Source organism: Brevundimonas sp. NIBR10 (assembly GCF_027912515.1).
In the GTDB taxonomy this organism is placed as follows: domain Bacteria; phylum Pseudomonadota; class Alphaproteobacteria; order Caulobacterales; family Caulobacteraceae; genus Brevundimonas.
Genome location: NZ_CP115464.1, coordinates 2,588,818 through 2,606,027, shown reverse-complemented (window position 1 = coordinate 2,606,027; position 17,210 = coordinate 2,588,818). Strand labels below are relative to the sequence as shown.

The 17,210-nt window shown below is 67.4% G+C and carries 15 protein-coding genes; 14 read left to right on the top strand and 1 reads right to left on the bottom strand.

The window, feature by feature from the left end:
* Positions 1-18: 18 nt before the first annotated feature.
* The 11 genes from O5K39_RS12795 (at position 19) to O5K39_RS12745 (ending at position 9,624) form a co-directional block, all read left to right on the top strand.
* Positions 19-1,560 (top strand): hypothetical protein, encoded by a 1,542-nt coding sequence (locus tag O5K39_RS12795; protein ID WP_271144006.1) that lies wholly within the window; start codon positions 19-21, stop codon positions 1,558-1,560.
* Complete coding sequence (locus O5K39_RS12790) at positions 1,557-1,967, top strand: hypothetical protein (protein ID WP_271144005.1); 411 nt, start codon at positions 1,557-1,559, stop codon at positions 1,965-1,967. The genes O5K39_RS12795 and O5K39_RS12790 overlap by 4 nt, the downstream gene beginning before the upstream one ends.
* Positions 1,918-2,229, top strand: coding sequence for a hypothetical protein (locus O5K39_RS12785; protein ID WP_271144004.1), 312 nt, complete (start codon positions 1,918-1,920; stop codon positions 2,227-2,229). The genes O5K39_RS12790 and O5K39_RS12785 overlap by 50 nt, the downstream gene beginning before the upstream one ends.
* A complete protein-coding gene (locus O5K39_RS12780) occupies positions 2,229-3,776 on the top strand; it encodes a portal protein (RefSeq protein ID WP_271144003.1) in 1,548 nt (515 codons plus the stop codon). The genes O5K39_RS12785 and O5K39_RS12780 overlap by 1 nt, the downstream gene beginning before the upstream one ends.
* Positions 3,773-4,057, top strand: coding sequence for a hypothetical protein (locus O5K39_RS12775; RefSeq protein WP_271144002.1), 285 nt, complete (start codon positions 3,773-3,775; stop codon positions 4,055-4,057). Before O5K39_RS12780 ends, O5K39_RS12775 begins: the two co-directional genes overlap by 4 nt.
* On the top strand, positions 4,029-4,778 hold the full coding sequence (locus O5K39_RS12770; protein ID WP_348637132.1) for a hypothetical protein: 750 nt from the start codon (positions 4,029-4,031) through the stop codon (positions 4,776-4,778). The genes O5K39_RS12775 and O5K39_RS12770 overlap by 29 nt, the downstream gene beginning before the upstream one ends.
* 14 nt (positions 4,779-4,792) lie before the next feature.
* Entirely contained in the window at positions 4,793-5,728 is a 936-nt protein-coding gene (locus O5K39_RS12765) for a major capsid protein (RefSeq protein WP_271144000.1), read from the top strand.
* Positions 5,729-5,780: 52 nt separating this feature from the next.
* Positions 5,781-6,170, top strand: a complete 390-nt coding sequence (locus O5K39_RS12760) for a hypothetical protein (protein ID WP_271143999.1) — start codon at positions 5,781-5,783, stop codon at positions 6,168-6,170.
* Positions 6,170-6,706, top strand: coding sequence for a hypothetical protein (locus O5K39_RS12755; RefSeq protein WP_271143998.1), 537 nt, complete (start codon positions 6,170-6,172; stop codon positions 6,704-6,706). The genes O5K39_RS12760 and O5K39_RS12755 overlap by 1 nt, the downstream gene beginning before the upstream one ends.
* A gap of 108 nt (positions 6,707-6,814) precedes the next feature.
* Positions 6,815-7,432, top strand: a complete 618-nt coding sequence (locus O5K39_RS12750) for a hypothetical protein (protein ID WP_271143997.1) — start codon at positions 6,815-6,817, stop codon at positions 7,430-7,432.
* Positions 7,432-9,624, top strand: a complete 2,193-nt coding sequence (locus O5K39_RS12745; protein WP_271143996.1) for a hypothetical protein — start codon at positions 7,432-7,434, stop codon at positions 9,622-9,624. Before O5K39_RS12750 ends, O5K39_RS12745 begins: the two co-directional genes overlap by 1 nt.
* Here the strand turns inward: O5K39_RS12745 and O5K39_RS12740 are convergent.
* On the bottom strand, positions 9,621-10,415 hold the full coding sequence (locus tag O5K39_RS12740) for an NUMOD3 domain-containing DNA-binding protein (RefSeq protein ID WP_271143995.1): 795 nt from the start codon (positions 10,413-10,415) through the stop codon (positions 9,621-9,623). The two genes, O5K39_RS12745 and O5K39_RS12740, sit on opposite strands and share 4 nt — an antisense overlap.
* Before the next feature lie 141 nt (positions 10,416-10,556).
* Between O5K39_RS12740 and O5K39_RS12735 the strand changes: the two genes are divergently transcribed.
* The 3 genes from O5K39_RS12735 to O5K39_RS12725 are packed head-to-tail and all read left to right on the top strand — an operon-like array spanning position 10,557 to position 17,179.
* Positions 10,557-11,012 carry a hypothetical protein gene (locus O5K39_RS12735; RefSeq protein WP_271143994.1) on the top strand — a complete coding sequence of 152 codons (456 nt, stop codon included), beginning with the start codon at positions 10,557-10,559 and terminating at the stop codon, positions 11,010-11,012.
* Entirely contained in the window at positions 11,013-13,232 is a 2,220-nt protein-coding gene (locus O5K39_RS12730) for a transglycosylase SLT domain-containing protein (protein ID WP_271143993.1), read from the top strand. It abuts the gene before it with no gap.
* The gene (locus tag O5K39_RS12725; protein ID WP_271143992.1) at positions 13,229-17,179 is read left to right on the top strand and encodes an LPD38 domain-containing protein; all 3,951 of its coding nucleotides are present in this window, start codon (positions 13,229-13,231) and stop codon (positions 17,177-17,179) included. Before O5K39_RS12730 ends, O5K39_RS12725 begins: the two co-directional genes overlap by 4 nt.
* Positions 17,180-17,210 lie beyond the last annotated feature (31 nt).

Genomic DNA, 17,210 nt, shown 5'->3' with positions numbered 1-17,210 from the left:
CAAACCCACGGTGCGGCCATGTCGCAATCGCGGGAATATCGGCCGGACGGGGTGACGCTGCGGCGCTATCTGATGTCGACGGCCAACGTGGTCTGCATCCAGGGGCCCGTCCGTAGCGGCAAGTCGGTCGCCTCAATCATGCGCATCTACATGGCCATGATGGCGGTGGAGCCGGACCATACGGGCAAGCGCCGGTCGCGCTGGCTGGTCATCCGCAACACCTACACCGACATCGAGCAGTCGACGCTGAAGACCTGGCTGGAGTGGTTTCCCGAGAAGGCCTATGGCCGGATGAAGTGGACGCCGCCGTATGTGCATCACATGCGGTTCGGCGACGTCGAGGCCGAGGTGGTGTTCGAGTCCTTCGCCGGCGAAGAGGACATCCCGAGCCTGAAGTCGCGGGAATACACGGGCGCCTGGATCAACGAGGCGCAGTTCTACAACCGCAAGTTCGTGGTGGCGGTGCTGGAGCGGACGGGATGGTTCCCCCGCGCTGGTGGTCGCAAGTTCCTCCAGATCGACATGAACGCCCCGCCGCTGGGCCATTGGGTGCCGATCATGCGCGGAGACGCCCCGCCGCCCGAGGACTGGACCGAGAGCGAGCGCAAGGCCCACATCAAGCCGTCGACCTGGGATTTCATGGTGCAGCCGGCCTGGTTCGTCGAGACCATGGATCCGCAGGGCGCGGTACTGGACTATCAGATCAACCCGGCGGCCGAGAACATCAACATCGTCGGCGAGCGGTCGGTGTTCGAGCTGCTGGAGGGCCGGACCAAGGACGAGATCGACGCGGACCTGATGAACCGGGTCATGATCGCGCAGGCGGGCCTGCCGGTGTTCCCGATGTTCGTCCGCGACGTGCACATCGCCAAGAAGCCGCTGGTGGCCAACCCGGACTTCGCGCTGTCGGTCGGGCTGGACTTCGGCCGGCGTCCGGCGGCGATCATCATGCAGAACGTGGGCGGGCGCTGGTTCGTGCTGGCCGAGTTCACCGGCATGAACATGGCGGCCGAAGAGTTCGCCCCGGCGCTGAAGCGGTTCCTGGCCCGGCACTTCCCGGCATGGATGTCTGCCGATGGCCCGCCGATCCATTTCTGGGGCGACCCGTCGGGCGACGAGAAGCGCAGCGAGGTCAATGACGGGACCGCGTTCGGCATCTTCCAGAAGCACGGCATGCTGGTCCGCAAGGCTGACAAGGGGAACCGGCGCACCATCCGCCTGGAGACCATGACGGCGGTGCTGAACCGCATGGTCCATGGCCAGCCGGGCATCGTGTTCAACAGCGTCATGTGCGCCAAGGTCACGACCGCCATGGCCGGTGCCTATGTGTACCAGCGCAAGAAGGTCTCGGGCTCGCCGACCTACCATGACGAGCCGCTGAAGAACGAGTTCTCGGACCCGGTGGACGCCTGCATCGAGGTGCTGATGGGCGGTGGCGAAGGTCGTGCCACGGTCGGCAGGGCGGTGAAACCCCAGCCGGTGAACACCCTGCGCAAGGCGGACGTCTTTGCCCGGGGCGGTGGAGGCGGTGGGGCCCGGGCGTCGGTCTATCGCCGGTGAAGCCGTCGGCCCGCCAGAACACGGTCTGGAATGTGGCGATCGAGCGCGGACGGACGCCATGGGGCCATGTGCTCGCCTTCGCGTGGAGCGGCCATGCCTGGGTCGTCCATGACCCGCACGTCCGCTGGACCGAGGTCTTCACCCTGGCACCGGGCCCCGAGTTCGACGCGTGGATCGCCGACCTGACCACCCGGGCGACCATCTGGCGCATCCAGGGCCGGGCGGATTCGCACCCTCTCGCCGGCCTGTTCTGCGTCGGCGAGGTCAAGCGGCTGACGGGAATCCGCAGCGGTGCATTCTCCCCGGCCGGTCTGAGGCGCGACCTTGTGAGGCAAGGCGCCAGACAGGTATTCGTCCGTGAAGGTCAAGACTCCCAAGGAAGACCCAAGGATCGCATCGGCTCGTGATCGCGAGGAACGCCGCGCCGATGCGGCCTTCGTCGAGAACGCGTCCGGCATCCTCGACGACGAGACCCGCAAGCGCATCCGCCGGTTCGGCAAGCGCGGCGGGTCTGTACGCGCGACCGCGACAGGAGCCTCCGCGTCGACTGGCGGCAGCGGCGCGTCGTCCTCAGGCGGCGGCAGCTTCGACCCCGGTGCCTTCGGTGGAGTTGGCGGCGGATCGGGCGGCTTCCAGTCCGGCGGCGCCACGAACCAGCAGCAGGTCTGATGGCCCTCCCCGCCGAACTTCTCCAGCGCATCCAGGTCGCAAAGAACGATCGCGCCAAGCACCAGAGCGCGATCAACGACTTCCTGCGCCTGGCCGATCCCGTGCGGCCGCGCATCGGGGACACCGGGCTGACCGTTCGGAGCGACGAGGCCGACGATCTGTATGACGCCATGTTCCAGGAGGTCGCGGAGGATTTCGCGTCCGACGTCCTGCACCGGGCCATGCCGCGCGCATCGGATTGGGTGAAGTACGAGCCCGAGGATGTCCTGCCCGAAGAGGTGCAGACGGTCCTCAAGGATCCGCTGGCCAAGCGGACCAAGGCGATCTTCTCGGCCGTCCGCCAGTCCAACTACTATTCCGAAGCGGGCGCTGAGTGGGCGTTCGACCTGGGCCATGGCACGGCGGCCCTGACCTGCAACGACTACGGCGCCGGCCAGCCCCTATGCTTCGAGGCCGTCGGTCCTCACCAACTGCTGATCGAACGCGGTGCCAAGGGCCAACTGTCCCTCAAGGGCCGCGAGTTTCAGATGCCGCTCGAGGAAGCCATGGCCCAATGGCCGGGCGGAAACTTCTCGGCCAAGCTGCGGCGCGAGGCGACCCAGAAGTCGAACAAGCGGCGCATGGTCACCTGCCTGGAGGTCGCAACCCGGATCTACGACGCCGGTGACGAGAAGTGGCAATGGCGCGTCGCGGTCGACGACCACATCATCGTCGACATCGAGCTGACCGGTCGGGGCTCGTGCCCCATCATCGTGACCCGCTGGCGCTCGATCTCGACGACGGCGTGGGGGGTCGGGCCGCTGCGCAAGGCGATCGCCGATGCCAAGTCGCTGGACCAGGTGGCGTATCTGCGGCTCAAGAACCTCGGCCGGCAGGTCGATCCGCCGATGTTCTATGACGACGACGGTGTGCTGAACCCGGAAGGCGGGCTTGGGCCCGGCCAAGCTATCCCCCGCCTGCCTGGTTCAAAGGTCGACTTCATGGAGGCGGGCCAGATTGAGCTCGCGTACTACGAGGGCGGACAACTCGGAGACAACATCCGCCGCGCCGGGTTTCAGTCGGGCCCGCGTCAGGAGGGCCTGACCCCCCCGACCGCGTTCCAGTGGCGCGAGCAGCAGCAGGAAGAAGGCCGCCGCCTGGAGCAGCCCACCGGCAAGCTCTACGAGGAAGGCGTCATCGCCATTCTGGATCGCGTCGAGTTCCTGCTGACCAAGCGCGGCGACATCGATCCGATAGTGGCCGCCGGCAAGCAGTCGGTGAAGGTTCGCCCCCTGAACCCGCTCGCCAAGCAGCAGGAGGGCGAGAACCTGACGAACGCCGCCAACCTGCTGAACATCGCCCGGTCGACGTTCGATCCGCAGACCCTCGCGGCGACCGTCGACATGGGCGCCACGTTCGAGAATATGAAGCGCGCGGCCGACGACGAAATCATCGTCATTCGGTCGAAAGACCAGCGCGAAGAAATGATGCGCGGCGTGCTGGGTCAGCCTGGCATGGCGCCGGGGCTTGAGACCGCCCCGGCCGGCTCACAGGCCCCCGCAGCATGACGCGTCGCGCCGATGTCTTCGCCCGGGTGGCGCGTGGCCAGAACCGGATCGACCCTGACCGGCAGGCCGTTCGTCTGGCGCTCCAGTTCGTCACGGCGCTGCCGGAATGGGCGGTATTGCTGGATTACCTGGATCACCGCGAGCGCCAGATCACCGCTCGATCGGATGCCGAGGACGCCGGTGCATTGTTGCGGTCCGCCGGTCGCCGCAGCCTGCTGAGAGAGATCGAGGGTCTCGACGAGCGGGTGATTGATGACGACCGAAGCGACCAGCCTGAATGATGCAGCCCCCGCCGAAGCCCAGATCACGGGTGCGGCGACCGAAGGAACTGCGTCTGAAGCCGTGGTCACCGGAGCCGAGACGGCCGCTCCCGCCGCACAAGCAGAGACTACGGGCCATGTCCGCCCTGAAGGACTCCCTGACGAGTTCTGGGATGACGCCACCGGCCTGAAGGCGGGCGACCTTGCCGTCGCCTATCGCGACATGAAGGCGGCGAATGAAGCCCGCCTCGCCGACGTCCCAGCCGCCGATGCGTCCTACGACCTGGCCCTGCCCGCTGATTTCGTCGTGCCGGAAGGGTTCGCCGTCGAGATCAAGGCCGACGACCCCCTGTGGGCCGACTTCCAATCCATCGCCAAGGACGCCGGTCTGCCCAAGGGCGACTTCGGCAAGTTCGTCGGTGCCTTCGCCAAATACCAGATCGCCGCCCAGGAAGCCGACGTCGCGACCTACGTCGCCGAGAAGACCAAGCTGGGCACCAATGCCGATGTCCGCATCAAGGCCGCCGAGACCTATCTGGGCGCCAACCTGAAGGCGGATGAAGCGCAGGCCCTCGGCGGCGCACTGATCTCCGAAGCCGGCGTCCGCGCCCTGGAACGGCTGATCGCCCTGAAATCGAGCCCGACCGCCGCGACCGGCGTCGGCGCTTCCAACGTCCACAAGTTCGACGGTCTCCATGGTGGCGACCTGCTCGATGCCATCCGCGCCAGCAAAGCTGCCTAGAGGAACCCTGAGTCATGGCTACCGCCCAAAACATCGTCGAATACGCCAAGGGCCTCGAAATGGGCGTCGAGCGCGCCATGATCGAGCTGTTCGCGCAGACGTCCGATCTGATCGCGGCTCTGCCGATGGTCGCAGCGCCCGGCGGTGCCTACCGCTACAACCGCGAGGCGGCCCTGCCCGGCGTCGCGTTCCGTGGCATCAACGAGAGCTACACGGCGACGACCGGCGTCATCAACCCGCTGGTCGAGCAGACCTTCATCGCCGGTGGCGAGATCAAGGTCGACACCGCCCTGATCCGCCGCTTCGGTGAGCAGCGTCGTTCGCGCGAAGAGAAGATGCAGGTCAAGAACCTGGTCCGCACGATGACCTCCAAGATCATCAGCGGCGCGAACGCGACCTCGATCCGCGAGTTCGACGGCATCAAGACCCGCCTGACCGGCACCGCGACCTCGGCCAACTCGGCGGCCGACGGCGGCGCTGCGCTGTCGCTCTACAAGCTGGACCGCGCGATCGACAAGGTGATGGAGCCCACGCACATCATGATGTCGAAGGCCATGCGCACCCGCCTGACCCAGGCCGGCCGCAACACCGGCGTCGGTGGCTATGTCGCCCAGACCAAGAACGACTTTGGCCAGACGATCACCTCCTATCGCGGCCTGCCCATCCTGGTCGGCTACGAGGACGAGGTGAACGACACCGTGCTGTTCCCGTTCGACGAGACCACGGCCGGCGGTTCGACTGCCACCGCCACCTCGATCTACGTCGGCTCGCTGAAGGAAGGCATGTTCTCCGGCCTTCAGGTCGCGCCGATGAAGGTCGACGACCTGGGCCTGATGCAGTCGGAGCCCAAGTACCTGACCCGCATCGAGTGGGACTTCGGCATCTGCATCGAACATCCGTCCGCCCTTCACCGCCTCACCGGCATCACCGACGCCGCCATCACCGCCTAATCTGCTGGCCGGGGGAGACCTCGGCCAGACCGCCCTTCTGGAGAGCGCCACCATGGCCACCCTGTATCCCTATGACGCCAATGCGGCGCTCCACGACGGCACGGCCCTGACCGCGACCGGCGTCGGCACCGTCGCCTACTACGATGTCGGCGCCTCGGCTCGCTTCCCTGCCGTCGCCGTTGCGAGCATCACCGCGCTGGACGCCACGACCGGCAATGAGACCTACGATCTGGTCATCGAAGGTTCGACCGACACCGCCTTCACCACGCCGGTGCAGCTGGGTTCACGGGTGATCACGACCACGGGCCGCCACACCATCCTGTTCGACAACGACCAGGCCGGTGTCGTCTATCGCTACATCCGCTACAAGCCGGTCCTCGCCGGCACCACCCCGATCCTGACTGGCCCGGTCTTCCTGGCCCCGCTGGATCCGGTGTGCTGATGAGCGTCGTCCTCGACGAGCACGGTCGCGCGGTGACGTTCAACCGCGCGACCGGCGATGTCCTTGTGTGTTCGGTCCCGACCGCACTCGAGAACGTGGCCAACGGCGGCGGCATCTGGGTTCACGGTGCGACCGGCGAGCCTTGGGATGGCGTCAAGGTCGTCGCCCCGGTCCCGGCCCCCGAGCCAGTCCCCCCTGTGTTCGACCTCAACCTGTCGCAAGAGGACGTCCTGCCCCTCCCGGCCGAAGATCAGCCTGCGCCGGTCGAGCCCGAGGTCGACGAACTCGCTCCCTTCCGCACCGAGTCGGGCGACTCTCCCGAGAAGCTGGCCAAGATCGAGGCCGAGGTGGACGACGAACAGGCCCGCCTGGACGCCGCCCCGGCCCCCGAGCCGGTCGTCGCCCCCAAGCCCGCCCGCGAACGCAAGCCTGTCGATCCCGAAAAGGTCGCCGTGATGGCTCAGCTGGACGCGGCCGGGATCAAGTATTTCAAGGGCGCCGACCTCGCCAAGCTGAAGTCGCTGCTGCCCGCCTGACCTCCTGACCGGAGTCTCCCCGACTGGCCCGCCTGGTTTCGACCGGCGGGCCTTTTTCGTGGGCGGGCGGTGCATTCCGAACTGGCCGCTATACCGGACACTTGGGGCATGGCCACCTCCAAGATCGAGATCATCAAGCGGGCCGCGTCGGCAACCGGCAACGGCGGACTCGTGTCGATCGACGACAACGCCGAGATCGCGCGCCTGACGTCCGAACACTATGAGGCGATCGTCGAGGAATACCTGACGCAGCACGGGTGGAAGTTCGCCCGTCGGTCGGCCGCCTGCCAGCTCACCACCATCACACCTGAGCTTCCGTGGACCCAGGTCTGGCGCAAGCCGGTCCTGCTGCTGTCGCTCCAATACGCCGCCACGGCCGAGGGCCAGCGCGTCGACGCCGAGGAACGCGACACGCCGCAGGGACCGGGGATCGCGGTCAACTGCGACCAGACCAGCCTGAACGCGGTCGGCACCTATCGCGTCGCCGAAGACCGCTGGCCCGGTGATTTCGCCATGGCCGTGCAGCACCGCATGGAGGCGATCTTTCTCTCGTCCATTGCGGAGCAGCGCAGCGAGGCCGAGAGCCGCGAGAAGCTGGCCGAGGCCAAGCTGCAACGCGCCCGCGTCCGTGACCAGCGCGCCAGCACGGCGTCCGATCCGGGCGAGTGGGATCTGGCCGCCGCGCGCAACCGTCGGGGCGCGTGGGACAACCGGGCCTATCGCTGATGCCCAGCCGTCAGGTCGAGCAGAAGACATTCGAGACCGGCGAGGTCGGCGAGGCGCATCTGTTCCGCGCGGACCTGGACGTGCGGGGCAAGTCCCTGCGCCGGGCCCGCAATGTGCGAATCCTGGTCAGCGGCGCGGTCGAGGCACGGCCAGGCACCGAGCGCATCCACACGGCGGCGGGCGATGGCCTGGTCACCATCATGGTCGTGCAGGATACCGCGTTCGTCCTGCTGCTGACCGCCGGCCGGCTGGACGTGTTCGACATGGCCACCCGCGCGCTGATCGAGAGCGAGACCGGCTGCGCATGGACGCTAGCCATGATCCAGGATGACGTGACGCCGCTGGTTATCGAGCCGTACGACAATGAGGCGCGGGTGTTTCACCCGACGATGGCGGAACAGCTCATCACCCGGGCGGTGGCCGGAACGTGGAGCGTGGCGGCGGATGCGGCGGCAGACGGAATCGGTGGCTCGATCCGCCAGCCCTACTACCGGTTCGCGGCTCGCAGCGTCAGCCTGACCCCCAGCGCCACGACCGGCTCGATCACCCTCACGGCGAGCGCGGCCTATTTCGTCGCCGGGCATGTGGGCCTGCGGTTCCGGCTCCAGAGCCGCGAGGTCGAGATCACGGCGGTGACGGATTCGACGACCGCGACTGCGACCGTGATCCAGACGCTCTATCCGACCGTGACCGTGGCCGTGACCAGCGGTGCCGGGTTCGAGGTCGGCGAGGTAGTTCAGGGCCGGGACACCGCGTCCGAGGGCGAGGTGGTGGCGGTCGGAGGCTCCAGCCTGACGATCCTCATGCAGTCGTTCACGCCGTTCTTCTACGACGCCGCCGCGACCCCAACTGGCGAACAAATCATCGGCCGCAACGCCACCACGCGCGTGACGGCGGCCCCGACCAACACCACGAACGCCGCTGTCCTGGATTTCGACGAGGTGGCCGAGTCCGCGGTTCGGGGCTATGCCGCAACCGGTGCCGTGCACCGCAACCGGCTGTGGAAGGCCCGCCTGCCCGAGGTGCCGTTCGGGGTGCTGGCCAGTGCCGACGGCGACTTCCAGGACTTCCAGGCAGGCGTCGCCGACAATGACGCGATCTTTGTCCTGTTGGGCGACACGCGCGGCGGGGTGGTGCGCCATGTCGTAAGCGCCGAGCAACTGCTGCTGGCCACCTCGCGCGGCGTCTTCTACGTGCCGGAATCCGAGGCCAACCCGATCCGCCCGACCAGCTTCAGCGTGAACCAGATCGGTCCCGACGGCGCGAGCCCGTGCAAGCCGGTGCTGATTTCCGAAGGCGTCGTCATGGTCGAGGACGGCGGCGGGTCCGTCATGGGCATCTTCCCGACCGGCGACGTGCGGCGTTCATGGAAGACGGCCGACCTGTCGCTGTTGTCCGCGCACCTGATCGCCGCGCCCCGGTCGCTGGCCTATGTGTCCGGCGGCGAGACCGACCCCGAGCGGTATGTCTATGCGGCCAACGCGGCGGGCACGATGCCGGTTGTCTACTATTCCGACAGCGCCGAGGTGTTCGGCTGGACTCTGTGGGAATCGGCCGGGGTCGCCCGCAGCCTGGCCGCCTACAAGGGCGAGTGCTGGGCCGTGTTCAGCCGCGACCATGGCGGCACGACCGTCTATTCGCTCGAGGTGTTCGATCCGGCCCGGTTCATGGACGCCTGTGTCGATGTCGACGACCTTCAGGGCCCGGCGTCCGGTGAGGTGATCGTGGGGCCCGACGGCAGCATTCCCGCAGACCTGATCCATCGCTGTGCCGCTCTGGCCGGCGCGACGTGCAGCCTGATGATCGGCGAGGCCTATATCGGCGAGGTGACTCTGGACGCCGACGGCGACTTCGGCGTTCTCGATATCGACGGGACGATAACGCTGGGCCGCAACTTCGTGCCCGAGATCGAACCCTGGCCGCCACAGCCCGCGCAAGACGATCGCGCCCACCGCCGGAAACAGCGCATCCACACCGCGCGCGTCCGGTGGCAGGGCCGTTACATGGCCGTGCAGGGCCAGCTTCTCCCGCCCTATCGCGGCGGCGAGGACACCAGCGCCGCCCCTCCCCTGCGCGACGAGATCGCCCCGGTGCCGATCTTCGGCTGGGCGTACGAGCCGACGGTGACGTACACCCGGCCATATCCCGGCCCCTGGCGAGTCATGGGTACAATTCACGAAGTCAGGGACTAAGCGACGCTGGCCCACGCCGTGCGCCGAGCAATGCGCGAAATTGCCTGCGCTGAAATCCCATAATCGCTTGCGATGCTGACTCGCTTCTCCCCTTCCGCCGACCGTTTGCGGATGACCAACACATCGGCCTCGGTGATTTTCACGTTCGGGTTTCCCGCACCCGTGTTGATTTTGCTCATGTGCTTACTCAGGGCGGCACGGTGCTCTGGTGTTCGCTCATAGACGACTGGCACAGACCCCATTTTCGCGGCCGACATCTTGGCGATCGACTCCGCTCTATGTCTCTTTCCGACCCACCTCTTGTGACCCTTGGCGGCGGCAGACATTCGCTCCAGTGTGGCAGCAGAAAACACCCTACCCTTCATGGCGGCAGACATTTTCGCGCGCGCCTCTGGGGAGTTGGTCATCCCAGTGCGGGACTTGTTTCCCATCTTACTGGCAGAGTATTTTGCGCGAGTTTCGGCGGTGTGCTTGTAGCCAAAAAAGTTCTCGGCCTTCGGCTTCATGTTGAAGCCTTTCGAGACACACTCAGTCAGGTCCATCCAGTGCTGTTCCCGCGCCACCAGGACTGACCGGTCGTGGACTTCCTCAAGGACAACAAACTCAAAAGCATCCGCACCGTGTTTTTGCCAAGCCCGGAGCAGTTTGAGGTTTTCATGGCGACCGCAGGCCAGGTCGGATTTGTGGCGAGCCCAACGCTCATTCCGACGGATAGTCGAGCCGACGTAGTGGCGTCCGTCAAAGCAACGGATGGCATAGATGCACTGCTGTGGTAGGGCGGGTTTAGCCATGGTCGATCCTTCCGTGATCGGGCTTGGTTAGGGCCGAAGAGACGCGTCCAACGTCTTTTCGGCCCGCCGAATCTATCACATCGCGGGTTGCCCACCTAGCGGTGCATTCCCCGCACCCATGCGCGGCGCGACTTTCCCGCTATGGCCCTCCCTCTGCTCGCAATCGCCGCCGGTGCCGCCGCCCTGCAAGGTATCGCCACTATCGGATCCGGCATCATGTCGGCCAAGGCGAACGCGTCCCAGAAGCTCGGTGCCGAGATCGAGCAGAAGATGGCGCTGCTGCGTGGCAAGCAGATCGCCGAACGTTCGCGGCAAGACCTGTCGACCGCGCTGGGCAACATCCAGGTGATCCAGAGCGCGCGCGGGGTGTCCAACGATTCCCAGACCTCGCGCCTGATCGAACGCCGCACCATGCAGGACGCCTATCGCGATGAAGGCGTCGCGGTGCTGGGCGAGTTGAACCGGGCCCAGAACGCGGGCATGGCGGCGAAGGGCTACGGCACGGCCGCCAAATGGGCGATCCCTCTGTCGGTGCTGAACAGCGCTGGGTCGTTCGCCAACGCCGCGTCTTATGGCTCCATGGCGGGCAAGAAGTAGATGGCCGGCGCAGGAACGGGGATCGACACCGGCCGCCGTGGAGACGTCGCGACCACACTGGCCGACACGCGCGGGTTCGGCGCGGGTGAAGCTGCTGCTTCCGAGGCATTCGGACAGGCCGCGCAAGGACTCGGCCGCCTGGTCGACGTCATCGAGCCCGCCGTGCAGCAGCAGGCCGTAGAGATCGCGAACCACGACTTTGCGGCGGGCGAGTTCAACCAGCGCACGGTCATCACCGGCGCCGACGCCCGTTACAACGCCGCGCTCCAGCAGGGCACGATGGCGCGGCTATCGAACCAGCGTGACGCCGACCTGGACGCGCTGAAGGCCGAACACCTCTACGATCCCGAGGGATACCAGAAGGCCGCCGCCGACTATCGATCGAACGCCATCACGGCCGCCGTTCCCGCCGCGCTCGCGATGGACTGGAGCGCCGATTTCGATCAGCGCAGCAACGGCATCCTGTCGACCATCCGTGGCGCCCGGGCCCAGGCGGACCTTCGCGAGGCCGAGGGCGCGACGGTGGCCCGTATTGAGCGGCTGACGACCGAGACGATCGGCCTCGCCACCGGCCAGCCGCTCGCCGATGTTCTGGCCAGCGAGCAGGTGCAGGGCAACCTGCTCCAGATCCAGCTCATGTACGACGGACTGGCCGACAACCCGGCCTTCCAGATGTCGCCCGAAGAAGCCGCCCTGAAGCGTGACGAGACGGTCGGCCGCATCAAGGCCGGCGCGGTGTCGGCGCACATCCTGAACATCCAGCGCACCGAGGGCACGGACGCGGCCTATGCCGAGTTGCAGGCGCTCCAGACCACGGACATGGGCCTGTCGCCGACCGAGAAGGCGCTGGCCAGCAGCAGCGCCCGCGACGCCCTGAACCAGGAAGTCGGGCTGGCCAACCAGCGCCGCAACGCCGCCGAGGCCGAACGCAATGCGGCCGAGCGCGAAATGGACCGGCAGGTCGAGGAAGACGTCGGCCGGATGCAACTGACCGGCCAAGGCTCCGGCCTGACCGAGGACATGGTGCGGGCCGTTAGCGGCAATGCCGGGGTCGCCGCTTGGTACAAGAAGCGCGCCGATGCGCTGGAGTTTCACCAGCTGGTCGGCGACCTGTCCAATCTCGGGCCCGAAGAGGCGGCGGCTCGCATTGCCGAGCGCACAGCCCAGCGCACGACCCTGGCCAACATGCCGATCGTCGGCGACGACGCGGACCTGAACACCGTCGCCGCAGCGGTCATGCAGGTCGAGAGCGGCGGCCGAAACGGACTCATGAGCGCGGACCCCGACGGCGCGGGTCCGGCCGGTGGCGGTGCCATGGGTGTCATGCAGGTGATCCCTGAGACCGCCCGCCGCATTGCGGGCTCGCTGGGCCTGGCCTTCGACGCCAACCGCCTGCGGAACGATCCGGCCTACAACCAGCAGATCGGGAAGGCCTACCTGAAGGAACTGCTGGACCGCTACAACGGCGACACCTTCCTCGCCGTCACCGCCTATCACGCGGGCGAGGGCAATGTGGACGGCTGGCTGCGGTCGGTCGGCGATCCGCGCTCCGGCGGTATCACGCGCGAGGCATGGCTTGCGGGCGTGGAGTCGCGCGGGAATCCGCGGTCGGCCGAATATCCGCGCAAGGTGCTGGCGGCGTTGGGCGCCGGTCGTGCGGCACAGGCCTATGACGCCTATCAGGGCCAGCGCTCCGTTCGCAACGCCGACCCGGCCGTCAGCGTCCAGCAAGACTTCGCCGTGAAGGCAGCGCGCGAACGGTATATGGCGGCGCCCAACAGCGTCCCGGCGGTCGAGGGCTATGTGCAGGCCAATCTCGATGCGCAGGAGCGCACGGGCATAGCCTCTGGTCGTCGCCAAACCCTGCCGGTCCAATCTCTGGCGGTCTATGCCGGTGACCTGGAGCGGTTCGCCCGGGCGAACGACACCGACGGCTTCACGCGCTACCAGCAGCGCGTCGTTCAAATGCACGGACGCTATGGCCAGCAGGTCTTGCAGGACGTGCTGGAGGTCCGGGGCGATACGCGGTTCGCGGCCATGATCTCGGCGAGGCTTACGCAGACGGCGACGGCTGGCCAGCGTCCGACGCCCCAGCTTGTCCAGCAGGCCGGGTCCGCCGCGCGCGCCGAGACCATTAACCGTGCCGGCGCGGGCGCATCCGGCCGTAGCGTGAGCGCCATGTCGGTCGAAGAACTGAACCGCATGGCGTATGGCCAATGAGCGAGCGCGAGGCGGCGATGGCCGAGCTCTACCGCCGCAATGCCATGCGGCCCGAGCAGAAGGCGGCCTATGAAGAACTGATGCGGCGCGGCATGGTCAAGGATCCGCCGCAGCGGTCATGGGGCCAGCGGTTCCTTGAGAACGTGCAGGACGGCTGGGAACGGTCGGGTGCCGGCCAACTCCAGAGGTCGCTCGATCCCCAGAATGATGGCGTGGACCCGATGGCGGACTTCTTCCTGACCCCTCAGATTCTTGAGGGCGGAAATACCGACCGCGTTCTGGACGCCACCCTTGGGCAGGATCGGGGTTACCTCCGCAGCGTGAACGACCAGACCCGCCGTGACGCGCCCATGATCGCGCGCGAGCGGGCCCGTCGGGCATCATACGATGCGCGCGCAGCGGCCGATCCGATCGGGGGTGTGGGCGATTTCGCGGCCTTCCTTGCCGGTCAGGTGGTCGGTGCTGGCGTTTCGCCGGATTCATGGGTCGCGCCCGGGAAGACCGTGGTCGGGCGTGCGGCCGGGGCTGCTGGCGTCAACGCAGGCGCCGACGTGCTGCTCCAGGGCAACGACGTCGGGTCCGGCGTGCAGGACGAGTACAGCCCGCTCCAGACCGCCGGGGCCGCCGTGTTCGGGGCCGTCATCAGCGGGGCCACGGATGCCGTGCGTCCGGTATCCCAGATGGTCCGCCGCGCCTTTACCGATCCTGTCGCCCCACGCCCCGATCTGGTCGGCACCGGAACCGAGGGCATCAGCGTCGTGGGCCCTGACGGCATCGAGGTGGACGTGCCCGCCGTGCCGCGTGCCGACGGCACCGTCGACACCCCGGCCGCCCCCGTCGTTCCCGAGTTCGGCATCGTCCAGCGTGTCGATCGCAAGTCGCCGATCAAGGACGCGCTGGCCCGCGTGCGCGAGGGCGAGATTCCACAGATGGTCGGCGACTTCCTGGGTCGCGCCTATACCGCCGTCGTGTCGGACCAGCATCCGCTCTACCGCGCCACCGAAGACCTGCGCAGCGGCATCGAGGGCATCACCGGTGCACCCGAAGACCTGCTGCCCAGCCAAGACCCGCGCAAGCTGGCGCGCGGCCGGTACGATTGGGCCGCGATCGGGCATCAAGACCTACTGCATGGCGTGCATGCCTATCGCGGCATGGAGCCGACCACGCCCGCCATGTCGGACGTGCTGTCCGCCGTATCCGTGCGCGCCAAGCGGGCCGGTGAGGTGCCCGAGGTCGCGCTGCAACGGTTCAACGAATACATGGTCGCCCGGCGCGCGAGCATCGAGTGGGACCGGTTCGGCCGCGGCGAGATCGAGAAGCCGCCCGTCGCCCGCACCAAGGAACAGGCCGACGCCTTCGTTCAGCACATCGACACGCAAGATCCCGAGTTCCGGGCGCTGTCGGACTCGGTCAACGAGTTCAGCGGCGGGCTGTTGAAGAAGGCCTTGGACGGCGGGCTGATCGACAAGGTGACCTACGACGCCTCGATCGCCGGTCGGGACTTCTACGTGCCCCTGCGCCGGGTCATGGACGACCAGGTGAAGACCGGCAAGGGCGGGTCGGCATCGAACAAGGGCGAGACGGTCAAGGCGTTCAAGGGGTCGGAACGCGATGTCGTCGACCCCACATCCGTGCTGATCGAACGCACCTATCGCCTGTCGCAGCGCATCCGCCAGAACGAGTTGAACCTGTCGCTGATCCGGCTGGGTGAACGGTTCGATGCCGTGGCGAAGGCGGTCGGCGACCCGGATGCGGCGAACGCCTGGATCCGCAAAGTCCCTCGCCCTGTCCGCAAGGTCGAGGGCGCGCGCGGTGACGACACCATGGACCTGTTCGACACCGAGGCCGCCGATGAATGGCGCACCGGTGAGGTCAACGACGCGGGCCAGGCCATCCTGTACGCATGGCGCAATGGTCAACGCGAAGCATGGGAGATCGTCGACCAGGAGTGGGGCAAGGACGTCTTCGAGGCCATGGGCGGCATGTCCAAGGACATGCAGGACACCTTCCTGAATACCGTCGCCGCCGGGACCACCCTGCTGGCCCGCACGATCACCCGCGACCCGGCGTTCCTGTTCTCCAACTTCATCCGCGACCAGCTGTCGACGTGGATCGTGACCGACGTCGGGTTCAAGCCCGGCGAAGGGGCCAAAGGCGTGATCGACGAGTTCACCGGCGCCGATGCCTCGCGGGTCTACAACCTGGGCGGCGGGCTGGCAGGCGGTGCGAACACGGCCATGCTGGGCGAGGCGCTGCACAAGGCCGACGTGCTGGCGCTGGCGCAGAAGGGCATCAAGGCCAAATACCTGTCGAGCCTCGGCGGCCTGCTCCAGCTGAGCGAGGTCACCGAGGTCGGCACCCGCCTACAAATCTTTAAGCGCGGGTTCGATCGTGCGCGGAAGGCCGGGCTATCGGAATACGATTCCCTGATCGAGGCGTCGTTCACGGCGCGCGACGTCATCGACTTCGGCCGCCACGGCTCGAAGATGCACTACACCCGCCGCTTGGTGACCTTCCTGAACGCCTATGTGCAGGGCCTCGACAAGACCTTGCGCGTGCTGGGCACCGACGGAGCTTTGACGCGCGTGCCGCTGAAAGATGCCCTGCGCCCACTGATCTCCGGCCAGCCTGGCGGCAACATGCGTGCCGAGGACGCGGCGGCCCTCAAGCTGGCGGGCAAGGCGTGGACCAAGGTGGCGGCCATCGCGACGTTCGGCGCGGCCATCGCGGCCATGTTCCATGACGACCCGGACTATCAGCAGGCCAACGAGAAGACCCGGGCGACCCACTGGACGATCCCGTTCGCCGGCAACCTGTATCGCATCCCCAAGCCGTTCGAGCTCGCCTTCCTGTCCAACATCGCCGAGCGCGGGATCGAGGCGACCGTCGGTCAGGACGAGGAAGCGTGGGGCAAGATGTGGAAGGGACTGGCCATGCTGTTTGCCCCGCCGACAGGGATCCCGCTGGCCGATGTCTTCGGCGGCCTGAAGTCGAACACCAATGCCCAGACCGGCCGCCCGATCGTGCCCGAGTACCTGGAGTCCATGCCGCCCGAGCTTCAGTACCAGGTCTGGAACAGCAGCCTGTCGAAGTCGCTGGGTGATCTGCTGAACATCAGCCCGGCCAAGATCGACTATGCGATCCAGGGTTTCGGCGGCCCGTTCGGCTCGTACATCATGGGCGCGAGCGACGCGGCCGATCCCGACCGTCCGAGCGGGTCATGGACTGATCTGCCTGTGGTCCGACGCTTCGTCAGCCCGGCCTTCCGGGGCTCGCAGGACAAGCGCGAGTTCTACGACCGCGCCGGGGCCAAGTCGTCGGAACTGCGCCGGGCCCTGAACGGCATCAAGGAGTATCAGGAGCGCGGCCGTCCCGAGGCGGCGCAGGCGATCTTCACCGAGCTTGACGACGCCGGGCAGGCGTTCGTCATGAGCCAGCAGGGCGAGGCGTCAACGCGCCGGCTGCACCCCCTGATCCGCGCCGAGGTCTTCGCTCGCGAGGCTAGCCGGATGATGGGCGAGCTGAACGGTGCCGAACCCAAGGACGGCGGCGCCCCCCTGCCCCCGATGAACCGCACGACCCGCCAGACGATCGAGGACGCGATCGAGCGCGTGACGGTCGCCGAGCTGCGCAACGCCATGGTGGTGACGCGCCAGCCCGGATTCCAGAACAAGGCGCTGGAGGATCGCAACGAGCTTTGGGGCCAGCTTGAGGCGATGGCGCCCGAGGTCGCGGCCGAGTTGCAACGCCGCCTCGGCGTCGGTCAGGACAAGGCCTATGACTACGATGCCCTGATCGAGCTGTGGCCCCAGGTGGAATCCCGCCTGCGCACCGAGGGATCGGCCGCCTACCTCGACGACCTGGCCAGCGATGCGCAGGGCCGCACGACATCGTGGGGCGAGAAGGTCGAGGGCGAGGACGCGCCGGCCATGCTGCTGCGCCCATAGCGGTGCATTCCGGCCCCGCGTCGCAGGCCCG

What these genes read in the sequence shown, in the direction of transcription:
- O5K39_RS12795 (WP_271144006.1), top strand. Translation starts at nt 19, where the DNA reads ATGTCGCAATCGCGGGAATATCGGCCGGACGGGGTGACGCTGCGGCGC.
- O5K39_RS12780 (WP_271144003.1), top strand. Translation starts at nt 2,229, where the DNA reads ATGGCCCTCCCCGCCGAACTTCTCCAGCGCATCCAGGTCGCAAAGAAC.
- O5K39_RS12775 (WP_271144002.1), top strand. Translation starts at nt 3,773, where the DNA reads ATGACGCGTCGCGCCGATGTCTTCGCCCGGGTGGCGCGTGGCCAGAAC.
- O5K39_RS12770 (WP_348637132.1), top strand. Translation starts at nt 4,029, where the DNA reads ATGACGACCGAAGCGACCAGCCTGAATGATGCAGCCCCCGCCGAAGCC.
- O5K39_RS12765 (WP_271144000.1), top strand. Translation starts at nt 4,793, where the DNA reads ATGGCTACCGCCCAAAACATCGTCGAATACGCCAAGGGCCTCGAAATG.
- O5K39_RS12760 (WP_271143999.1), top strand. Translation starts at nt 5,781, where the DNA reads ATGGCCACCCTGTATCCCTATGACGCCAATGCGGCGCTCCACGACGGC.
- O5K39_RS12755 (WP_271143998.1), top strand. Translation starts at nt 6,170, where the DNA reads ATGAGCGTCGTCCTCGACGAGCACGGTCGCGCGGTGACGTTCAACCGC.
- O5K39_RS12750 (WP_271143997.1), top strand. Translation starts at nt 6,815, where the DNA reads ATGGCCACCTCCAAGATCGAGATCATCAAGCGGGCCGCGTCGGCAACC.
- O5K39_RS12745 (WP_271143996.1), top strand. Translation starts at nt 7,432, where the DNA reads ATGCCCAGCCGTCAGGTCGAGCAGAAGACATTCGAGACCGGCGAGGTC.
- O5K39_RS12740 (WP_271143995.1), bottom strand. Translation starts at nt 10,415, where the DNA reads ATGGCTAAACCCGCCCTACCACAGCAGTGCATCTATGCCATCCGTTGC.
- O5K39_RS12735 (WP_271143994.1), top strand. Translation starts at nt 10,557, where the DNA reads ATGGCCCTCCCTCTGCTCGCAATCGCCGCCGGTGCCGCCGCCCTGCAA.
- O5K39_RS12730 (WP_271143993.1), top strand. Translation starts at nt 11,013, where the DNA reads ATGGCCGGCGCAGGAACGGGGATCGACACCGGCCGCCGTGGAGACGTC.
- O5K39_RS12725 (WP_271143992.1), top strand. Translation starts at nt 13,229, where the DNA reads ATGAGCGAGCGCGAGGCGGCGATGGCCGAGCTCTACCGCCGCAATGCC.